Raw genomic sequence first — 17,559 nt, 5'->3', positions numbered from 1 at the left:
CTGAGAAACGCATTGTCAATTATCTGAAATTGTAATTCTATTTCCAGATCAAACATGACGCGGAGGTGAACCTCAGACACTATCAATAATGTAAGAAGGTGAAGCCGACAAAGTCAGGTGTGATTTATAAATAGAATAAATCGGTTTTTGATAATGCAGAAACTCAGATCTTAATTCATTACAATCTATTTCATTGTTTTTTATAGCGATGTTTGAGGTATTCAATGATGGGCGGCGATATTGACAGAATGATAATTGCAAAAATAACAAATTTGAAGTTTTTCTGAATAAATGCGAGTTGCCCAAAATAATATCCGGCATAAACAAATAACCCTACCCACAGTACAGCACCAATTATGTTATATACAATGAAAGTACGATAGGGCATGGTTCCAATACCCGCTACAAATGGAGCGAATGTGCGAATAATAGGAATAAAGCGAGCAATGATAATTGTTTTACTTCCGTGTTTGAGGTAAAAAGCGTGGGTCTTATCTAAATAATCGCGTTTAAAGAAGCGAGACTCTGGCGAGATAAAAACTTTTGGTCCAACTTTTTTACCGATCCAGTAATTTACAGTGTCCCCTAAAATACCTGCGATGCACAATCCAACAAGTAAAAAATGCGGATTGAGTTGTGAGTTTGGTAACGATGCGAGAGAACCTGCAGCGAATAATAGAGAATCACCGGGCAAGAGGGGAAGCACGACAAGCCCGGTCTCACAAAATATAATCAAAAACAGAATGCCATAAAGCCATAGCCCATATTCTGATGCGAGTTCATGAAGATACTTGTCAATATGGAGAATAAAATCAATAAGAAACATAAGCGTAGGATAAAAAAGTAATTTCCATATTTAAAAAGGATGAACCAGAGAATCTAGCATGCCATTGAACACATTGAGAAGCAGCCAAAAAGCAATATTTAGCTTCAGAAGCGAATTGTTACTTGAAATTCAGGGTTTATCTTGTTCTGAAACATAATATTAGGCTTTATTAGATACATATCTATATAAATGCGAATTAAGAGCTGAAATAGAAGCCAGTCCATCAATAACGTTAAACTATTGAGGAAGACACTACCCAACCTCAATCAATCAAAGTAACCAATGAACTGGCAAAATCGATTAATAACGATTTATCTCTATGTTTGCAAGCATTATCAGCAAAATCTTTGGGTTTATAGTCAAAGAATGAGCAACCACGCGGATTTAAGTTTTAGCGACGAAGAAGTCATTACCCTCTTCCTGTTCGGTGTAATGGACAAGCATCGAGAGATCAAAGGTATTTATGAGTATGCGGATCCACTTACGCGATTGGTTTCCACGACTTCCAGGTTATGTGGCTTATGTTCAGCGTCTGAATCGGGTAGCCGATGTGTTTGCACCCTTATTAGCACTGATTCAGCAAGAACAGGAAACCAGGAATGCCGGGCAGGTTTGGTTGACTGATTCATTTCCGGTCATCCTTGCGAGGCAAGGTCGTCGGTTTAACGCGTGTGTAGCGAAACAGTTGGCGGATTCGGGCTACTGCTCTACCAAGAAGTTGTACTATCATGGTGTGCGGGTCCATATCATAGGGCGCCGCCAACCAGGCTCACTGCCGATTCCTGAGTATATTGGTGTGACTGGCGCCAGCGACCATGATGGCAAAATATTTGATCAGATTCGACCACAATTGTACAACAATGAGCTGTACGGTGATAAAGCTTATCAACGGCCTGACGCTGAATGCATCAGGCGAGCTCAGAATCTGACCGTCTTGACACCGGTTAAAAAACAAAAAGGGCAGCACCATCTGGAACCACAGGATCAATGGTTATCGACAGCAGTTTCTCGCGTGCGGCAACCGATTGAAGCCTTATTTGCCTGGATTGAAGAAAAAACAGGCATTGAATGTGCCAGCAAAGTGCGTTCTTATAACGGGCTTATGGTACATGTATTCGGAAAGCTGGCTGCGGCTCTGTTTTTCTGGAATTTTTTACGAGTCAGCTCTTAATTCACATATAAATAGAATTGATCGAAAATGAGAATTTGGCAATCACATAATTTATATTATTCATTTCTAAATCAAAATTGACGCGAAGGCGAGTCGCAGACAGTATCAATAATACGGCAAGGTGAAGTCGACAAAGTCAATTTTGATTTATAAATGGAATTAAGGGCGTCTCTAAAAATTCAGAATACTAAATAAGACCAGGCGAGAATAAAAAATGTTGACGCAGCCTATACCTGATAGGTAAGGGAACATTTTTTGTGAGCAACGAAGTATGATGACGAAACGGGGTAAGCAGGTAATCCGCGAAGCGGATGCTCACAAATATAAATTTTTAGAGATGCCGTTAAATAGATTTTGTTATGCATACTGCTAATATATTTTCAATGTATTGCTATGGAATACCAGCTGATGCATATTATTCTAATACGTGCTTAGCTTATTTGATGAAAAATCAATTATTTTTTATAACTAGCTGACTTGTAATGGACAGTAATACCGTAAATTTGAATTCTGATAATTAACATGATATTTTCATGCAGATTTCCAACAATAAAAAGTATCGAACTCTCATAACCTTAATACTTTTTGTATGTGGTAACATCGAATAAATAGAATTATAGAGCTGGTTTTTTCACTTAACATCTACCGTTCTCTATTTGTGATATCGATTATACTGCCTGTTTATGACTGATCAGTCTGAATAAATCAGGGCTTATATCTTTAGTTAAAAAAATGAATTAGCGATATTTCTACTAATTAAAATAACCTTACCTCAAGCTTTAATCGATAATGTCTGAATTAATACAAGAACAGATACCGCCCCCGGTAAAAATAAAAAAAGAGACCGAGACAGAACCAATTAAGACTTTGGAAGTAGATGGTCATAAAATTACCATTCTCGGTACCGCGCATATTTCTCAAACTAGTGCGGACAAAGTGAAAGAATTGATTGCCACGGGTGAATTTGACGCAGTGGCTGTCGAATTATGCCCCAGCAGGCATAAGGCCATTGTCAATCCAGATCTATTAAGCAAAATGGATCTCTTCCAGGTTATTAAAAAAGGTCAAGCAAGTATGGTTGCTGCCAGTCTGGCGCTAGGAGCTTTTCAGCAGAGGATGGCTGAACGATTAGGTGTCGAACCAGGCGCAGAAATGCGAACCGCTATTAAAGACGCAACAGAAGCCAAGTTACCGATTTTACTGATTGATAGAGAGATTGGAACCACGCTTAAGCGCATCTATCACAACGTACCATGGTGGAGACGTATAGAATTATATAGTGGTTTGTTAGCCAGCATTATTACACGGGAGACAGTCAGTGCTGAAGAAATCGAGCGGTTGAAAGAAGGTGATGTGTTAGAAAGTGCTTTTTCACAGTTTGCAGAAAATGAAAAACATTTATATCAACCACTGATTAGTGAACGTGATGAATATATGTCGGCACGTCTCTTGAAAGAATGTATGGAAAACAACTATGAACATACCCTTGCCGTGGTAGGTGCGGGGCACTTGAAAGGAATTGAGCAAATCATGATGAATGGCAGGATTAACGATCCGGATGTAACTATTCAGCAGCTTGACACCATTCCAGAATCCACCAATTGGTTCAAATTTCTACCATGGGTAATCGTAGCCATGGTGCTGACGGGCTTTACAATAGGGTTTATGCGTAGTCATGAGATTGGTATGGCAATGATAATCGATTGGATACTCATCAATGGTGGCCTAGCCGCTTTAGGTGCTACCATCGTACTGGCTCATCCACTCACAATTTTAACTGCTTTTCTAGCTGCTCCAATTACCTCTCTTGATCCAACAACAGGGGTTGGAATGTTTACAGCTTTAGTAGAGGCCTATTTACGCAAACCTACAGTGGGAGATTTTAGTCGTCTTAGAAGTGATACGGCTAGCCTAAAAGGCTGGTGGCATAATCGAGTAACTCGTATTTTACTGATATTTCTGTTTTCTTCATTGGGATCCATCATTGGCACCTATATTGCAGGTTATAAAATAGTTGAACTCATCATTGGTAGCTAATATCTACAAAGAAAAAATTGAATAATTCCATTTTTCAATCAAAACTGACTTTGTCGGCTTCACCTTGCCGTATTATTGATACTACCCGCGGTTCACCTTCGTTTCACTCTTGATTTGGAAATGGAATTAGTATCATTTTGATCAATAAAAAAGATAAAAATATTCTACTGCCATAAATACTTGGACAAAAATGAGGAAACGCGCTCCTCATAGCTTCTGTTGTTATAAGTGTGCATGTTATAGTGTCCTGCGCCTGGAATAATCCACAGTTCTTTGGGTGGAAGAGCGGCATCAAATAAACGCTCAGCCTCTGATTGGGTCGTATGTCTGTCGTGCGTACCTGAAATCAAGAGGATAGGCGTATTTAGATTACTTATCCGATCAATGGGATTGAGTTGATCCGTTGAAACATCCAGAAGCAAGGATAAGTAGGATAATAAGAAAGGCTTAAGCCATATGCCGAATTCACCTAGATGAAGTTTTAGTCGATTCTCAACGGCTTCTTCAAATGTCGGATGAAGAGATTCCAGCACAATAGCATTGAGCTTCAAAGGTGGATCTGCCAGTGTGATCGCGGCTGCACCTAGGGTGACGCCGATGGCGGCAATACGTTCACCGGGAAAATTATCTCGCAGATAGTCAACAGCCGCCTTAACATCCTTCGACTCACGCATACCAAAAGTAATTCGTTCGCCCGGTGTTTCTCCATGAGCTTGCAGATCAATCAATAATACACTGTATCCTTGTTCATTTAGAAATCTGGCCCTGCCAAGCATTTCCAGGCGATTGCTACGAATGGAATGGACAAGCACTACGGCGCCATGACCCCTGATGCCTCGTGCCAACCAGCCATGGACTTTATAGTTCTGGCTAGTTGGAATCTCTACCGAATCCACCGGAAAATCGGGTACCAAAATGCCAACAACAGTCGAGGCGGGTCCGGTCAGAATCTCGCCAATAAGAACCATACTGATAACGACAGCGACCAGTATTGAAGCACTTTGAAGCAGAATCCAGCGATACATTGTTTGGGCGTTTGATGAATGACTTATGACAAATTACAAAATGAATATCTGGTCAAAACTTATATTCTTATACCATGCTCAAGTAACATAATCTACCCGGCTGATAAGAGCGTCAAATTTTTTTTGACTGATCGGAATGAAGAACTAGCATACCCTGCAGAAGAAGGCCATATATAGCAAGGATGACATAACATTAAGCAATGAATGTAGATATCCTGGTTTTCTCTTGAACTTATTCCATTTTCCATTTCCAAATTAAACATGATGCGATAGCAAGATGTGGTCAGTATAAATAATGCCATTTTTAAACCAAAATGACGCGAAGGCGAGCTATAGACAGTATCCAGTTAGATGACTGAATAAAAGTGCAGATGTTATGCGTGCAATATGGCTCAGTAAGAGCTAATTCTGCTGCGACTTACACCATCAGAATCGCTGATTCAGCTTTTTTTCGTGCGGAGCAAATTAATTGGCTGATTGAGCGGGCTCATATAAGCACGAGAGCGCTTTTGTACCATTTACTCAGCAGCCCGCCACTGCAGGCGCTGTTACTGTCTTGTTACTGCCTTTGAGTAGCTTTGGTAGAGCAGAGCTAATTGATCAGTTATTCACATTTTAATCTACATAGTTGACTTTATTTGCTATATCAGTCGATCATTGTCGAACAAAGCTTTTATCTTTTCTATGGGAGATAGTATATGACAAGGCGGTTGATCAGCTCAGGTTCCACTTTTGAAGAAGAAATTGGCTATTCACGTGCAGTCGTGGAAGGGGACTGGATTTTTGTTTCAGGAACGACAGGCTTTGATTATTCCACTATGACTATTTCGGAAGATCTGCTTGAGCAGGCCGAGCAGTGCTTCAAGAATATTGAATCAGCCCTGCGGCAGGCAGGCTCCGGTTTACAAGATATTGTGCGGGTGACTTATGTGCTACCCAATGCAGCTGATTTTGAACTGTGCTGGCCAATTTTTCGCAAGTATCTGGGTAAGGTGCGCCCGGCGGCCATGATGATTACGGCTGGCTTGTCCGATCCGCGCATGCGAATCGAGATTCAGGTAACCGCACACAAGAGTACGTAAGTAACCATGACAGAACACCTGCATTTGCTACATATTCTGCATGAATTGCAGCAAAAGCACCGGTATATTTCGGAGAAATCGATCTGCGAGGTGGCTGCACAATTGAGTTTGCCTGTCAGTCAGGTAAGAGCCGTGGTTGCGTTTTATGCCTTCTTTTATTCTACTCCTTGTGGTCATTATCATATTCTGTTCAGTAATTGCACCAGCTGCGGTTATCGAGCGGGAGGAACCGATTTACTTCGCCTGCTTTCCCAAAAGCTGAGCGTCAACATAGGCCAGACGCGTAAAGACGAGCAGGTCAGCATAGATGAAACTTCCTGCATTGGTATGTGTGACCATGGCCCTTCATTGCTCATTAATGGTGTACCGCTGGTCCATCTGGATGCGGAGAAGATTGAACAGATGGCTACTCTGATCGAAGCCGATAAACCATTGAATGGATGGCCACCTGCCTGGTTTCACGTCAAGGATCACATTTATAAACGAGGACTGCTACTGGATAGTAGTCTATCGGCTGGCGATGGTTTACGTGCAACACTAACGCGGGGCAGAGAGGGAACGCTTACCGAAATCATTCAATCAAAACTGCGTGGCAGAGGGGGTGCCGGATTCAGCACGGGACTGAAATGGCGTCTTTGCCAGCAAGCAGCGGGGGAGGCGCATTATGTGGTATGCAATGCAGACGAAGGGGAGCCTGGTACTTTCAAGGATCGAATGTTATTACAGCAGCATGCCGATGCATTGTGTGAGGGCATGACGATCTGTGCCTATGTCATCGGGGCCTATCAAGGGTTTATCTATCTGCGTGGAGAATATCGGTATTTATTGCCGCATCTACAGGCTACGCTGATGCATCGCCGCAAACTCGGCTTATTGGGAACAGCTATTCTGGGGCAGACAGAGTTTGATTTTGATATTGATATCGTGGTCGGAGCAGGCGCCTATATTTGCGGCGAAGAATCAGCTCTGATTGAATCGCTCGAAGGGAAGCCCGGTATTCCGCGTAGCCGCCCACCTTTTCCGGTGGCGCACGGCTACCTTGGGCAGCCTACCGTGGTAAATAATGTCGAAACATTGATCGCAGCAACCCATATTGCTTGCAAGGGCAGCGCATGGTTTACTGCATTAGGCACACCTGCATCTACTGGAAGTAAACTGTTGAGTATAAGCGGCGATTGTGCCGCTCCCGGTATTTATGAATATCCGTTTGGGATCACGATCCAGCAGATTCTTGATGAGTGTGGCGCTGTTAATGTGCAAGCGGTGCAGGTAGGAGGCCCTGCCGGTACTTTGCTCGACCAGACTGCTTTTAACCGCCAGTTGGCTTTTGAGGACGTAGGTACTGGCGGCTCTTTTATGATCTTTAATCAGGAGCGTGACATACTAACCATCATTCATCAGTTTGCTGCCTTCTTTGCCCATGAAAGCTGCGGCTTTTGTACGCCATGCCGGGTTGGAACGATCTTGCTGAAGCAAGGCCTCGATAAAATTATGATCGGGCAGGGGGCACGCAACGATATGGCTGAGCTCCAGCGTGTCAGCGAGCTGGTCAGGCGCTATTCCCATTGTGGGCTAGGTCATACTGCGGCCAATCCTATCCTGGATGGGTTGCAGTATTTTTCGCAGGCTTTTGAGCAGCGGTTGACGCCCTATGATTTTACTGCGCGGTTCAAGTTGGATGCTGCTTTGCAGGAAGCCCGCCAGTTGACACGGCATGATGGTAAGGAAGCACATCTTGAGCAAGGGCAGGATTAGCATGGTGACAGAGCCAGAATCTAAATTTATTCGTATCGATGACCAGGAAATTCCGTTTGTCCATGGGCAAACCATCATGGATGCTACACTGGCAGCAGGTGTTTATATTCCCCATCTTTGCCACTTTCCGGGTATCACGCCGCAAGGAAATTGCAAGCTGTGTACCGTCGAAGTCGATGGTAAACCATTAGCGGCGTGTACCAGCCCGGCTGCAGCCGGACAACGGATTCGCAACAATACTCCTGAACTCAACGAATCCCGTAAAGCGCTAACACAAATGCTGTTTATCGAGGGCAATCACATCTGCCCCTCGTGCGAGAAAACCGGTAATTGTCCTTTGCAGGCGATGGCCTATCATCTTGGCATGCTGCATGGACATTTTCCAGCCCAGTTCCCAGTGCGCGAGGTTGATGCCTCCCATCCGACCATCATGCTGGATCGGGATCGTTGCATACTATGTAGCCTATGTGTGCGCGCCAGTCGCGAAGTGGATGGTAAAAACGTTTTTGCCATTGCCGGGCGCGGCACTCATGCCAGTCTGATTGTCAATACAGCCAATGGCAAGCTGGTTGATAGCGATATTGAGCCTAGCGATCTAGCTGCCAGGATCTGTCCGGTAGGCGCCATCCTGATTAAGGAGCATGGCTACGACGCCCCCATCGGTAAGCGCATCTTCGACCAACACAAAATCAACGAAATCGGTTTGGAGAAAATATACATCGCAGGAGCCAAATCTGATGACTCATAAGCCCAAGCTTAAATTAGCGACTACTTCGCTAGCAGGCTGCTTCGGTTGTCATATGTCCTTCCTGGATATGGATGAGCGAATTGTGGAGTTGCTGGAGCATATCGAATTTGATCGCTCTCCTTTCACCGATATCAAACAGCTCGACCACTGTGACATTGGTCTGATTGAAGGCGGCGTTTGTAATGCGGAAAACGTGCATGTACTGCGTACCTACCGGGCTAATTGCCGGATTCTGGTTGCAGTCGGCGCTTGCGCCATCAATGGTGGTGTGCCCGCCTTGCGTAATCATTTCAGCCTGAAGGAATGTCTGGAGGAAGCCTATGTGAAGACCCCGGACATGATCAATCCGCATATTCCGGACGATCCGGAATTACCCTTGTTGCTCGATAAAGTGTACCCCGTCCACGAAGTGGTCAAAATAGATTACTTCCTGCCCGGCTGCCCACCCTCGGCCGATACTTTTTATCGTTTTTTAAGTGAATTGATCGAGGGGAAAGAACCTCAGATTGGTAAGGTGGAGCTGAGATATGATTAAAATAGTATGTATGAAACCAACACCATTTGCTGTTGGATCAATTGGTTTTTATTCGTGTTGCATCGTATTAAGTAGACAATCAATTTATAGTTTCTATGTTTCTATTTGTGGCTAGATAAATCATAAATCGAAAATTGGATTAAGTCTTATCTGCCGCCAGTGACTGTTGTCTCACAGATTTGCGAAACGATGTGATAACTAGGCAATCCAGCAAAACAAATAAAACGAGCAAAAAACTGGTGCTCCATGCTACTGCTGCGGTAACCAATATTATTTCCCGATAAACACTAAAATCAGCGCCTATGCGCATAAGTGCGGCAATGGTCATGATAACAGTGATTATCATGATCTGCGGTATACGCGAAGGATATTGTTTAACATGCAGCAGGGTCACGCGCACCATCACATTGCTGGCAAGGGTACCTAACGCCCCCACAGTGATGGCGTGAACTGCGGTACTAAAATAGTCGCCTCCACTCAGCTTTACCCCGCCCAATAGCACGAGCCCCACTGCCAGCCAACAATAGCCTAACCCTAAACAAATGAGATCAGGTCGCGCCAGGCAATGCCATAACTGCCAGCGAAACAGCCGGATAGTCGCCAAAATTCCACTCATAATCAGCAAAATACCTGATACGAGAGTCGCGACTGGAGCCAGCACGAAAGCCGCTGTAACGGTCACAATTAACCCGCCTTCGATATGCGGCTGCACCCTTGCCTCAAGCTCCTTACCTTGACGATAAAACTCGCCGGCTACTGCTGGCGCCAGCATGCGTCCTCCCATGAAAAGCATTAATAACGCGAATAATTGCACACTTTCATCCAGCAAATAACGATGCAGTCCGCGATAGTCAAGCTGATTCATCAAAATGATTATAATCGTAATGGTGCAAATCAGACCGAGCAAAGGCACCAACGTCCGATTACGCCATTTCTTTGCAACCCACAGACGAGGCAGTAAATGCCAGGCAAACAACGTGACAAAAGCAGCATTACTGACCAAAGTCAGCCAACTGGCAGAGCCGACTAATCCCATTACCCGTGCCAATAGCCAAAAAATCATGAATAGGGCTAATCGTCGCGCAGGCATAGGTCCCAGCAGATAACCGGCAACCAAAGCCAAAGCGAAACCGAACAGCATTTCAAAAGCATGGCCAGTTGGTGCGGCCAGTGCATCCGGCCCGTAACCATGCCTCGCCAGCATAGCCAATGGCACCATCAGCATGGCATAAACACATGCTGTCGAAAAGAACCATTGATGTGCATGGACTTTGGTTTTTTCCGGAAACCACCGTAACAATATATTTTTCAATTGGGTATTAGACTTTTTTATGCCAATTTTTATTTTATTCCATTTCACAATTAAACAGGGTTTTGTCCGCTTTTACTTGCCATATTATTGATACTGTCTGCGGCTCGTCTTCGTGTCAGGTTTGATGTGGAAATGAAATTAGCAGCAAACTCAGCTTCGCTGATTGAATATGATCGATCGCAACCATAAATCAAATTTGCCATCTTCTAGACCAGTTTTACCAGCAGCGCATAGGAACCAGGTTATCTCGTTGCCAGATTCGTTACTTTGAACCATTTTAATAGTTATGAAAATATTGACAATCGTTCAGCTAAAGAGTAGATAGAAATCAACGAAAATTTTTTCGTTGCGATCTTTTCGATCTTTACTCGTAAAGGCGGGCAGATTGATAGGTTTTAATGAGTGCATATTCGGCTACGGCCAAAGGAGGGTTTTATGAAAATGCAACTTTGGATTGTGGTGGCACTAGCCACTTTTTTAGCAGCATTCAGCCAGGCAAATGCCAGTGGAAAGGAAGTGAGCAAGGATCAAGTACCCAAAGCAGTCCTCGAAGCTTTTGAAAAGGCTTACCCCAATGCTAAGAAGGTAGAATTCGAGAAGGAGATGTTCGAAGGTAAAGAAGCTTATGAAGTGGAATACAAGGAAAATGGCAAAGAGTACGAAATTCTATATAGCTCCGAGGGCGAGGTCCTGCAGAAGGAAGAAACCATCGATGTTAAGGATCTACCTGAAGCAGTAGTTCAAGCCATTTCCAAGACACACCCAAAAGCGACCATCAAAGAGGCAGAGAAGCTAATGAAACCTGATGGGACGGTTACTGGTTACGAGGTAGAAATCAAGGCAGAAGGGAAGAAACTCGAACTCGAACTGGATCCCAATGGGAATATTTTGAAAACAGAGCAGGATTGAGTTTTATCTTTATCTGATACAAATACAAGACAGCACTCCTCATCTACTAGCTTTTTTTAATTTAGGTGGGGAGCCGTTATTGTATTTCCAAATCAAAATGGCGCGAAGGTGAACCGCAGACAGTATCAATAATATAATAAGGAAAAGCCGAAAAAGTCACCCATTAGCCGACCTCTGTCACCCATTAGCCGACCTCTGTCAATAGCCTAAATAATACCCTGCCATTAAAAATAGCATAAAAATTAACTTTACCCATTGCTGCTATGAATACCCGCGCCCGTTATGTCGTTGTCTTTGGCGTCGAAGTCATACGCTCCGCACCAGTCACCCATCTGGATTAAGGCAGGAAATCTTACTCATTATCCAAGCCCTTGGTAGTTCACTACCCCACACAATCTTCGGTACCAAACCGTGTCCAAAATATTTCACAGAATTTATGGCTCAGCTTTGGCTGTCCAGACTTAATATAGCTCACGGTTTGGGCGGAACCTAAACAACAATGGTCAACCGGGATATCCAATCAGTTTTATGGTTAAGACCAGACTCAGTCCTGGCTCATCCCGGTTGCCCAAACTTAACCTGGAAACATCAGTCTGGCCTCATAAGGTTGTTGATGCTTAAGCATCATCCAGCTGGCTCTTGCCAGCTTGCGCGCAATCGCCCGAATAGCAATGATGCCATTCGTTCTCGCTTTCTTTCGTTCATAAAACCGTTGCGCCAGCGGTTCATAGCGCACAGCAAAATGCGCTGCTTCAGAAAAGGCCCAGGAAAGATAGGGGTTGCCTGCTTTAACATTGCCTGATCCTTTCTTTTTTCCGTTGCTGGTGCGTAGGCTATCGACACAGCGACAATAGGAGGCAAACTTACCCGCACTGGCAAAACGATGGATGTCGCCTGTTTCCAGCATGATGGTCAATCCCAGTATTTTTCCAATGCCTCTGATCGTTTGCAGTATCTCAAACTCCTTGCTTAATTTTACTGCTTGATGAGCAGATTGTTCCAACACATCGATTTCTGCTTGCATTGCATGATAGACGGCCAAACCTGCCTGAACTGCTTGCAGCGTGTAGCTATCCATTTGAGGTGGCTCAAAGTCAGCTCGGCGTAACCGGTCTGACTTTACCCTGATCCCCGTGCAACGCCATATTTGGCTTTACACACTAATCAGTTGCGTACTGGCTGCTCTCACCAGTGAAAGTCGCCGCCGCAACAGGTCTCTGATCGCTCGTTGCTCTTTCGGATAAATGATGTGGTTCCCTGTAACTGGACAACCTGAAAGAAAGTTCAGCTCTGATATGTATAGTTAAACAGGTTCAGGCAACCCGATCAATTCTTGGATCACTATAGTAGATTTCATCAGGCGTAAGACGGTCAAGGCTTTGATGAAATCGTTCTTGATTGTACCATTCAAACCATGTGGATAAATTCTGCTTTATCTCCTTCAGATTATTGAATTCTCTGGTATATAAAAGCTCATACTTAACTGTCCGCCAAAGTCGTTCAACAAAAATGTTGTCATAGTAGCACCCCTTGCCATCCATGCTGATCTGAATATGATGATCTTTTAGTATGGAGGTAAATGCTTCGCTGGTAAACTGTACGCCCTGGTCGGTATTCATGATCTGTGGACAGCCATAATCCTGGATGGCTGCCTCCAGCGCCTGAGTACAAAAGTCAGTATCCAAGGTATTGGACAAGCGCCAGCTCAACACCTTACGCGAATGCCAGTCGATGATGGCAACCAGATAGCCAAAGCCTTTCTCCATGGGGACATAGGTTATGTCGGCAGCCCAAACCTGATTGGGTTTATTAATGACAAGTTCTCTAAGCAGATAAGGATAGACCTTATGCTGTTTGCTTGAGATGCTGGTCCTGGGTTTTGGAGCTATGCTGACAATACCGAGTGTCTTCATTAAGGAAGAGGCTTTCTTGCGCCCTAACATGATTCCCTGGCGCTGAAACCAGGTAGCATAACTGCGTGAGCCATATTGTGGCGTCTTTAAGTACTGTTCATCCATCATGCGCAGCAGAACCAGATCAGCATTACTGATTGGTTGCGGTTGATAATAATAAGTTGAGCGCGCCAGATCCAGCAGCTGACATTGACGAGTTTGACTAAGTTTGCCATGGGGCTCAATCATCTCTTTGCGTTCTACAAGACTTAATGATTGAGCTTTCTTGCTAAAAAATCGCGTTCTACCACCAATTGACCAATAACCCGGTGCAGGTCATCTGTTGTAGGCTGCTCCTTATTGGCGGCAGTATTATTTTTACAAAACAGCTCGGCAGCTTGCTCAATGAGTTGCCGTTTCCAGCTATTGATCTGCGTGGGATGTACATTATAACGCGCTGCTAATTGGGGGACAGTTTCATCACCACGTATCGCTGCCAGCGCTAGTTTTGCTTTGAATTCGCTCGAATATTGTATGCGCTTTTTACTCATTGTTATTAAGCTCCTTTTTAATTCTGCCAGAGCTTAACAACCTGTACAGTTTTTGGGTACCACTTCAGTGCTTGAAGTGTGAGCGATAAATCATTACTTAACCGCTTCTCAAACACGCGCTTGTCTTCTTCGTCAATGACTACCACTACATGATTATTTGAATGTAAATCAATTCCGCAGTAATGTTGCATCTCAGTCTCCTCATCGTTTTTGCAGCAGCCAGTTTAACAACTGGCTGCGAGGAGGCTGGCTAGAGGATTATCAGTTTTGATTTAGAAATAGAATGACTTCTCCTAAAATGTGATTAAAGAGGTAAACAGTGAGGAGAGATTGAAGAAATTATTTGATTTCTTCGGGGAAGCTGTTGGCTTTCGTATCAACTATGCCTACGACTTGAGTAAGACATACGATATGAAAGGGAATCTGATTTCTACACATGACCGTGCACAGAAACAAGGTATAGCGACTCTTCAGCTTTGCTAAGATGAACTATAGAGAGCGTTACCAAGTTAGTGTGTGTATATACCAGATCCCTTATTAAACATAAAAAAAGTAACGCTCATTTGTTGATTCACAATTGCTGAAGAATTTCCAAGCTCTTCTTTGTACAACCTAAATCTTAATATTTTGAATAGAAGTGTGCGTGCGATTGATCTCTTGACAATTTAAAATAATCCACACTATTTTCTAAGAAGCAATTTATATCAACCAAAATCATTGGAGTAGTCAATATATAAATACACATCGATAATACATTGAATATAAATAATATTTTTATATGCACAAAGTTTAATCGATCTAAAAAAGATTATTATAAATAACCATCTTAGCATCAGTATTTACAACTTACACACATAGTTATCCACAGAAACTGTGGACAAGTTAATAATTTAATATAAATAAATTTGCAGGAACTATATAAATTACACCCACTTCACCAAACAGGAATAAAAAAGCGTATTATTTTAAAAATAGTAAACCTCCTAATCTTTACCTAACAAGGTACATGTAATCCCACTTTTATTCTTCTCAGATTGTTCAGTTTCTATTCATGTTCTCCAGTATAAAGTTGATACCAACAGAAGAAGTTCTGCTCCACAAAAATCAAGGGGACTTAACATGAAAACAATAACTAAAACTAACACATCAGTAAAATTATTATCCGGAATATTGTTGAGTGTTGTTTTAGCTACTCCCGTGGTGACTGAAGCTGGAAGAGGCCATCACCATCATCATGGGCATCACCATCATCACCATAAGCATAAGCATCTTCACCATGGGCAAAATCATTACTATCAACGGAATATTTATTACGGCCAACCTTACTATCCACCCGTTCCTCCAGCAAATGTTTATTACAACCGACCATACTATCCATACGCACCTGTACCTGCACCTGCATATGGCGTAGCACCGGGTCATTTATTCATGGGTATTAACACGGGGAATGTCGGTGTTATGTTGGGCTTTTAGGCCTCGTAGAAGTGGATCTTGTAACTATTAACAAGTATAGCGAGGCAAATGAAGTTTATGAAAATCTCCGCTGGACTCATTCTGGGTGCATTAACAAGCCTTTCATTTGCAGATCCACCCTATTCGATTGACCGAGAAACTGGTAAATATTTAGGTAATTTGAGCACCGAGAGATACGATCCAAATTCAACGTCTAACCCTTATGGTCGTCCGGTTATTCCTTACTCGCCAGATTCAATCAATAATCCGTATGGAGGGTATGGCAGTCAATATCCCAATGACTTATACAATAACCCTTATGCTACTGATCCGCCAAGAATAATGCATGATAAAAGTCGAGGCGTTGATAGAAGAGATGTTTATGACTACTGCTTACCAGGATATAAAATAATTTTAAAATGCTACTAATCCGCCAAAAATAATGCATGATAAAAGTCGAAGCAGTGATAGAAGAGATATTTATGACTACTACTCACCAAGAGATAAAATACATCTAAAATGTGAGTGTTCCCCAGCAATTACGGTGTAACTAAGTTTCCAGGTTGGTTACTGCTTTAGAATTTGATAACTATAAAAGTCTCCAAAAAATCTAGGTTTTTTACCAGTAATATGAGGCAATATAAAGCTGTATTCTGCTCAGGGCAATCGCGCTTAAAAGTGCTTGAAAATAGAATTTAGATAGGGTAATAGCGTTATCATTTTGATTTTAAATGATAGCAAAGCCAACACCTTCAATTATCCATCACTTTTCGAGCATTAAAGATCCCCGAGTAAACAGACAAAAGAAACATCAGCTACAAGATATTTTCTTTATCAGCATCTGCGCTACTATTTGTGGTGCAGATGTGGGTTCCATTGAACAATTTGGCTTGGCAAAAGAGGCGTGGTTCACTGAATTGCTGGGCTTGGAGCATGGCATACCTTCGCACGATAGCTTCGGAGAAGTTTACGCCGCCATTGATAACGAGCAGTTCAGCGTTTGTTTTTTCCCGTTGGGTTGCTGACGTGGCCAGCCTCACCGAAGGCGAAGTGATTGCGATAGATGGCAAGTGTTTAAGACGTAGCATCGACAAAGCTTCAAAAAAAGCCGCCATCTATAGGGTCAGCGCTTGGGCTCAGCACAACAATCTGGTGTTAGGCCAGGCTAAAGTCGATGACAAATCAAATGAAATCACCGCCATTCCCAAATTGCTTTCAAGACTGAATATCGCAGGGGCAGTGATTACTATCGACGCCATGGGCTGCCAAAAGAAAATTGCCGAACAGATTAAACAGCAAGGCGGTGATTATGTGTTTAGCCTGAAAGGCAATCAGCGTGACCTACACGACGATGTGAAAACATTTTTCACGTCATCTTTATCGCCGAAAGTAACCTCGGTTAGTTATGAAGGTGGGCATGGCCGAATTGAAACCCGCTCAATATCAGTAGCCTTGATGCGAATGATCTAGAGCGATTAGAGCGTGTGGTGCGGGCGCATTGGGCTATAGAGAACAATTTGCACTGGGTGCTTGATATCGCCTTTGATGAAGACAGCAATCGGACTCGCAAGGGACATAGTGCTGCGAATCTGGCTGTTATCCGGCATATCGCCCTGAATCTGATCAAGACCGAAAAAACATCCAAGGTTGGCATCAAGACCAAGCGTTTAAAAGCCGGATGGGATAATGAGTATTTACGTCGGGTTATTGGGATAATTTAAGCGCGATTGCCCTGAGATCTCACCACCTGCTGCGCCAGATAGTGCTGTACAGCCAGCTATACCAAATCCTGAGAGTCTGGGCGATGCTGGTCATCGTGCTTGAAAATGCTCCGCCCCGCTTACGCGGACGACTGGCTATCTGGTTACTGGAAATTCGTGCAGGTGTGTATGTTGGAAATTATTCAGTCAAAGTACGTGATTACATCTGGAACCAGGTAGAAAAAGGAATTGAAGAGGGCAATGCCGTGATGGCATGGCGCACCAATAACGAGGCCGGTTTTGATTTTGTAACGCTAGGCACTAATCGAAGGATACCAAATGAAATAGATGGTGCAAAGTTGGTTTCTTTTTTGCCTGAAGAAACAGGAGAAGCTCCTTAAAAATTTGGTAGAATTTTACCTTCCTTTTTACCGCTGAAATATCAGCGAGATAGGGGAAGTGTGTTCACCACATGCGTGGGGATGAACCGCCTCATCAATTACGATGAGAGACCCCTCAGCGGTGTTCCCCACATGCGTGGGGATGAACCGAGATCAAAAGAAA

General features: G+C 43.4%; 18 protein-coding genes, 1 pseudogene and 1 CRISPR repeat array (1 of these 20 running past the window's edge). Of the genes and pseudogenes, 10 read left to right on the top strand and 9 right to left on the bottom strand.

Annotated elements, in window-relative coordinates; all coding sequences use genetic code 11:
- Window positions 1-190 precede the first annotated feature (190 nt).
- Window positions 191-826 (bottom strand): DedA family protein, encoded by a 636-nt coding sequence (locus AAW31_RS04365; protein WP_046849312.1) that lies wholly within the window; start codon window positions 824-826, stop codon window positions 191-193.
- Window positions 827-1,289: 463 nt separating this feature from the next.
- On the opposite strand from AAW31_RS04365, the gene AAW31_RS04360 reads away from it, so the two are divergent.
- Together AAW31_RS04360 and AAW31_RS04355 are read left to right on the top strand one after the other, a co-directional pair.
- Window positions 1,290-1,997: a transposase gene (locus AAW31_RS04360; RefSeq protein WP_046849311.1), complete on the top strand. Its 708-nt coding sequence runs from the start codon at window positions 1,290-1,292 to the stop codon at window positions 1,995-1,997.
- A 789-nt stretch (window positions 1,998-2,786) separates the two neighbouring features.
- Window positions 2,787-4,034, top strand: coding sequence for a TraB/GumN family protein (locus tag AAW31_RS04355; RefSeq protein ID WP_046849310.1), 1,248 nt, complete (start codon window positions 2,787-2,789; stop codon window positions 4,032-4,034).
- A 164-nt stretch (window positions 4,035-4,198) separates the two neighbouring features.
- Here AAW31_RS04355 and AAW31_RS04350 read toward each other — a convergent pair whose 3' ends face one another.
- Window positions 4,199-5,059, bottom strand: a complete 861-nt coding sequence (locus tag AAW31_RS04350) for an alpha/beta hydrolase (RefSeq protein ID WP_046849309.1) — start codon at window positions 5,057-5,059, stop codon at window positions 4,199-4,201.
- 698 nt (window positions 5,060-5,757) lie between these two features.
- Here AAW31_RS04350 and AAW31_RS04340 point away from each other — a divergent pair.
- The 4 genes from AAW31_RS04340 to AAW31_RS04325 are packed head-to-tail and all read left to right on the top strand — an operon-like array spanning window position 5,758 to window position 9,179.
- Complete coding sequence (locus AAW31_RS04340; RefSeq protein ID WP_046849307.1) at window positions 5,758-6,141, top strand: RidA family protein; 384 nt, start codon at window positions 5,758-5,760, stop codon at window positions 6,139-6,141.
- Between the two features lie 6 nt (window positions 6,142-6,147).
- Window positions 6,148-7,896 carry an NAD(P)H-dependent oxidoreductase subunit E gene (locus AAW31_RS04335; protein WP_046849306.1) on the top strand — a complete coding sequence of 583 codons (1,749 nt, stop codon included), beginning with the start codon at window positions 6,148-6,150 and terminating at the stop codon, window positions 7,894-7,896.
- A gap of 1 nt (window position 7,897) precedes the next feature.
- Complete coding sequence (locus tag AAW31_RS04330) at window positions 7,898-8,644, top strand: 2Fe-2S iron-sulfur cluster-binding protein (RefSeq protein ID WP_187426926.1); 747 nt, start codon at window positions 7,898-7,900, stop codon at window positions 8,642-8,644.
- Window positions 8,634-9,179, top strand: a complete 546-nt coding sequence (locus AAW31_RS04325; RefSeq protein WP_046849305.1) for an NADH-quinone oxidoreductase subunit B family protein — start codon at window positions 8,634-8,636, stop codon at window positions 9,177-9,179. Before AAW31_RS04330 ends, AAW31_RS04325 begins: the two co-directional genes overlap by 11 nt.
- A gap of 139 nt (window positions 9,180-9,318) precedes the next feature.
- Here AAW31_RS04325 and AAW31_RS04320 read toward each other — a convergent pair whose 3' ends face one another.
- Together AAW31_RS04320 and AAW31_RS21145 are read right to left on the bottom strand one after the other, a co-directional pair.
- Window positions 9,319-10,479, bottom strand: a complete 1,161-nt coding sequence (locus tag AAW31_RS04320) for an NnrS family protein (RefSeq protein WP_046851506.1) — start codon at window positions 10,477-10,479, stop codon at window positions 9,319-9,321.
- 62 nt (window positions 10,480-10,541) lie between these two features.
- The gene (locus AAW31_RS21145) at window positions 10,542-10,694 is read right to left on the bottom strand and encodes a hypothetical protein (protein WP_158441381.1); all 153 of its coding nucleotides are present in this window, start codon (window positions 10,692-10,694) and stop codon (window positions 10,542-10,544) included.
- A gap of 232 nt (window positions 10,695-10,926) precedes the next feature.
- Here AAW31_RS21145 and AAW31_RS04315 point away from each other — a divergent pair, with 232 nt between their 5' ends.
- Window positions 10,927-11,400: a PepSY domain-containing protein gene (locus AAW31_RS04315; protein ID WP_046849304.1), complete on the top strand. Its 474-nt coding sequence runs from the start codon at window positions 10,927-10,929 to the stop codon at window positions 11,398-11,400.
- Between the two features lie 574 nt (window positions 11,401-11,974).
- Here the strand turns inward: AAW31_RS04315 and AAW31_RS04310 are convergent.
- The 5 genes from AAW31_RS04310 to AAW31_RS21140 all read right to left on the bottom strand — a co-directional run bounded on the left by AAW31_RS04310 (window position 11,975) and on the right by AAW31_RS21140 (window position 15,257).
- Window positions 11,975-12,478: an IS110 family transposase gene (locus AAW31_RS04310; protein ID WP_052752070.1), complete on the bottom strand. Its 504-nt coding sequence runs from the start codon at window positions 12,476-12,478 to the stop codon at window positions 11,975-11,977.
- Between the two features lie 235 nt (window positions 12,479-12,713).
- Window positions 12,714-13,541, bottom strand: coding sequence for an IS3 family transposase (locus tag AAW31_RS04305; protein ID WP_046848692.1), 828 nt, complete (start codon window positions 13,539-13,541; stop codon window positions 12,714-12,716).
- 20 nt (window positions 13,542-13,561) lie between these two features.
- The gene (locus AAW31_RS23845; RefSeq protein WP_046849303.1) at window positions 13,562-13,843 is read right to left on the bottom strand and encodes an IS3 family transposase; all 282 of its coding nucleotides are present in this window, start codon (window positions 13,841-13,843) and stop codon (window positions 13,562-13,564) included.
- A gap of 17 nt (window positions 13,844-13,860) precedes the next feature.
- Window positions 13,861-14,034 (bottom strand): IS110 family transposase, encoded by a 174-nt coding sequence (locus AAW31_RS21570; RefSeq protein ID WP_144412841.1) that lies wholly within the window; start codon window positions 14,032-14,034, stop codon window positions 13,861-13,863.
- A gap of 998 nt (window positions 14,035-15,032) precedes the next feature.
- A complete protein-coding gene (locus AAW31_RS21140) occupies window positions 15,033-15,257 on the bottom strand; it encodes a hypothetical protein (protein ID WP_158441379.1) in 225 nt (74 codons plus the stop codon).
- Between the two features lie 116 nt (window positions 15,258-15,373).
- Here AAW31_RS21140 and AAW31_RS19530 point away from each other — a divergent pair, with 116 nt between their 5' ends.
- From AAW31_RS19530 to cas2e, 3 genes and pseudogenes are all read left to right on the top strand, one after another.
- Window positions 15,374-15,724, top strand: coding sequence for a hypothetical protein (locus tag AAW31_RS19530; RefSeq protein ID WP_187426907.1), 351 nt, complete (start codon window positions 15,374-15,376; stop codon window positions 15,722-15,724).
- 302 nt (window positions 15,725-16,026) lie between these two features.
- Window positions 16,027-17,016, top strand: a pseudogene (locus AAW31_RS04285) (ISAs1 family transposase).
- A gap of 83 nt (window positions 17,017-17,099) precedes the next feature.
- A complete protein-coding gene (cas2e, locus tag AAW31_RS04280) occupies window positions 17,100-17,396 on the top strand; it encodes a type I-E CRISPR-associated endoribonuclease Cas2e (RefSeq protein ID WP_046849300.1) in 297 nt (98 codons plus the stop codon).
- 60 nt (window positions 17,397-17,456) lie between these two features.
- Window positions 17,457-17,559: a CRISPR direct-repeat array (repeat unit 29 nt; unit sequence GTGTTCCCCACATGCGTGGGGATGAACCG) (it continues 231 nt past the right edge of the window).

Source organism: Nitrosomonas communis, assembly GCF_001007935.1.
Lineage (GTDB): Bacteria > Pseudomonadota > Gammaproteobacteria > Burkholderiales > Nitrosomonadaceae > Nitrosomonas > Nitrosomonas communis.
The sequence above is the reverse complement of the archived record's forward strand: the minus strand, read 5'-3'. Positions and strand labels throughout refer to the sequence as shown.

What these genes read in the sequence shown, in the direction of transcription:
- AAW31_RS04365 (WP_046849312.1), bottom strand. Translation starts at nt 826, where the DNA reads ATGTTTCTTATTGATTTTATTCTCCATATTGACAAGTATCTTCATGAA.
- AAW31_RS04360 (WP_046849311.1), top strand. Translation starts at nt 1,290, where the DNA reads ATGAGTATGCGGATCCACTTACGCGATTGGTTTCCACGACTTCCAGGT.
- AAW31_RS04355 (WP_046849310.1), top strand. Translation starts at nt 2,787, where the DNA reads ATGTCTGAATTAATACAAGAACAGATACCGCCCCCGGTAAAAATAAAA.
- AAW31_RS04350 (WP_046849309.1), bottom strand. Translation starts at nt 5,059, where the DNA reads ATGTATCGCTGGATTCTGCTTCAAAGTGCTTCAATACTGGTCGCTGTC.
- AAW31_RS04340 (WP_046849307.1), top strand. Translation starts at nt 5,758, where the DNA reads ATGACAAGGCGGTTGATCAGCTCAGGTTCCACTTTTGAAGAAGAAATT.
- AAW31_RS04335 (WP_046849306.1), top strand. Translation starts at nt 6,148, where the DNA reads ATGACAGAACACCTGCATTTGCTACATATTCTGCATGAATTGCAGCAA.
- AAW31_RS04330 (WP_187426926.1), top strand. Translation starts at nt 7,898, where the DNA reads ATGGTGACAGAGCCAGAATCTAAATTTATTCGTATCGATGACCAGGAA.
- AAW31_RS04325 (WP_046849305.1), top strand. Translation starts at nt 8,634, where the DNA reads ATGACTCATAAGCCCAAGCTTAAATTAGCGACTACTTCGCTAGCAGGC.
- AAW31_RS21145 (WP_158441381.1), bottom strand. Translation starts at nt 10,694, where the DNA reads ATGGCAAATTTGATTTATGGTTGCGATCGATCATATTCAATCAGCGAA.
- AAW31_RS04315 (WP_046849304.1), top strand. Translation starts at nt 10,927, where the DNA reads ATGAAAATGCAACTTTGGATTGTGGTGGCACTAGCCACTTTTTTAGCA.
- AAW31_RS04310 (WP_052752070.1), bottom strand. Translation starts at nt 12,478, where the DNA reads ATGGATAGCTACACGCTGCAAGCAGTTCAGGCAGGTTTGGCCGTCTAT.
- AAW31_RS04305 (WP_046848692.1), bottom strand. Translation starts at nt 13,541, where the DNA reads ATGATTGAGCCCCATGGCAAACTTAGTCAAACTCGTCAATGTCAGCTG.
- AAW31_RS23845 (WP_046849303.1), bottom strand. Translation starts at nt 13,843, where the DNA reads ATGAGTAAAAAGCGCATACAATATTCGAGCGAATTCAAAGCAAAACTA.
- AAW31_RS21570 (WP_144412841.1), bottom strand. Translation starts at nt 14,034, where the DNA reads ATGCAACATTACTGCGGAATTGATTTACATTCAAATAATCATGTAGTG.
- AAW31_RS19530 (WP_187426907.1), top strand. Translation starts at nt 15,374, where the DNA reads ATGAAAATCTCCGCTGGACTCATTCTGGGTGCATTAACAAGCCTTTCA.
- cas2e (WP_046849300.1), top strand. Translation starts at nt 17,100, where the DNA reads ATGCTGGTCATCGTGCTTGAAAATGCTCCGCCCCGCTTACGCGGACGA.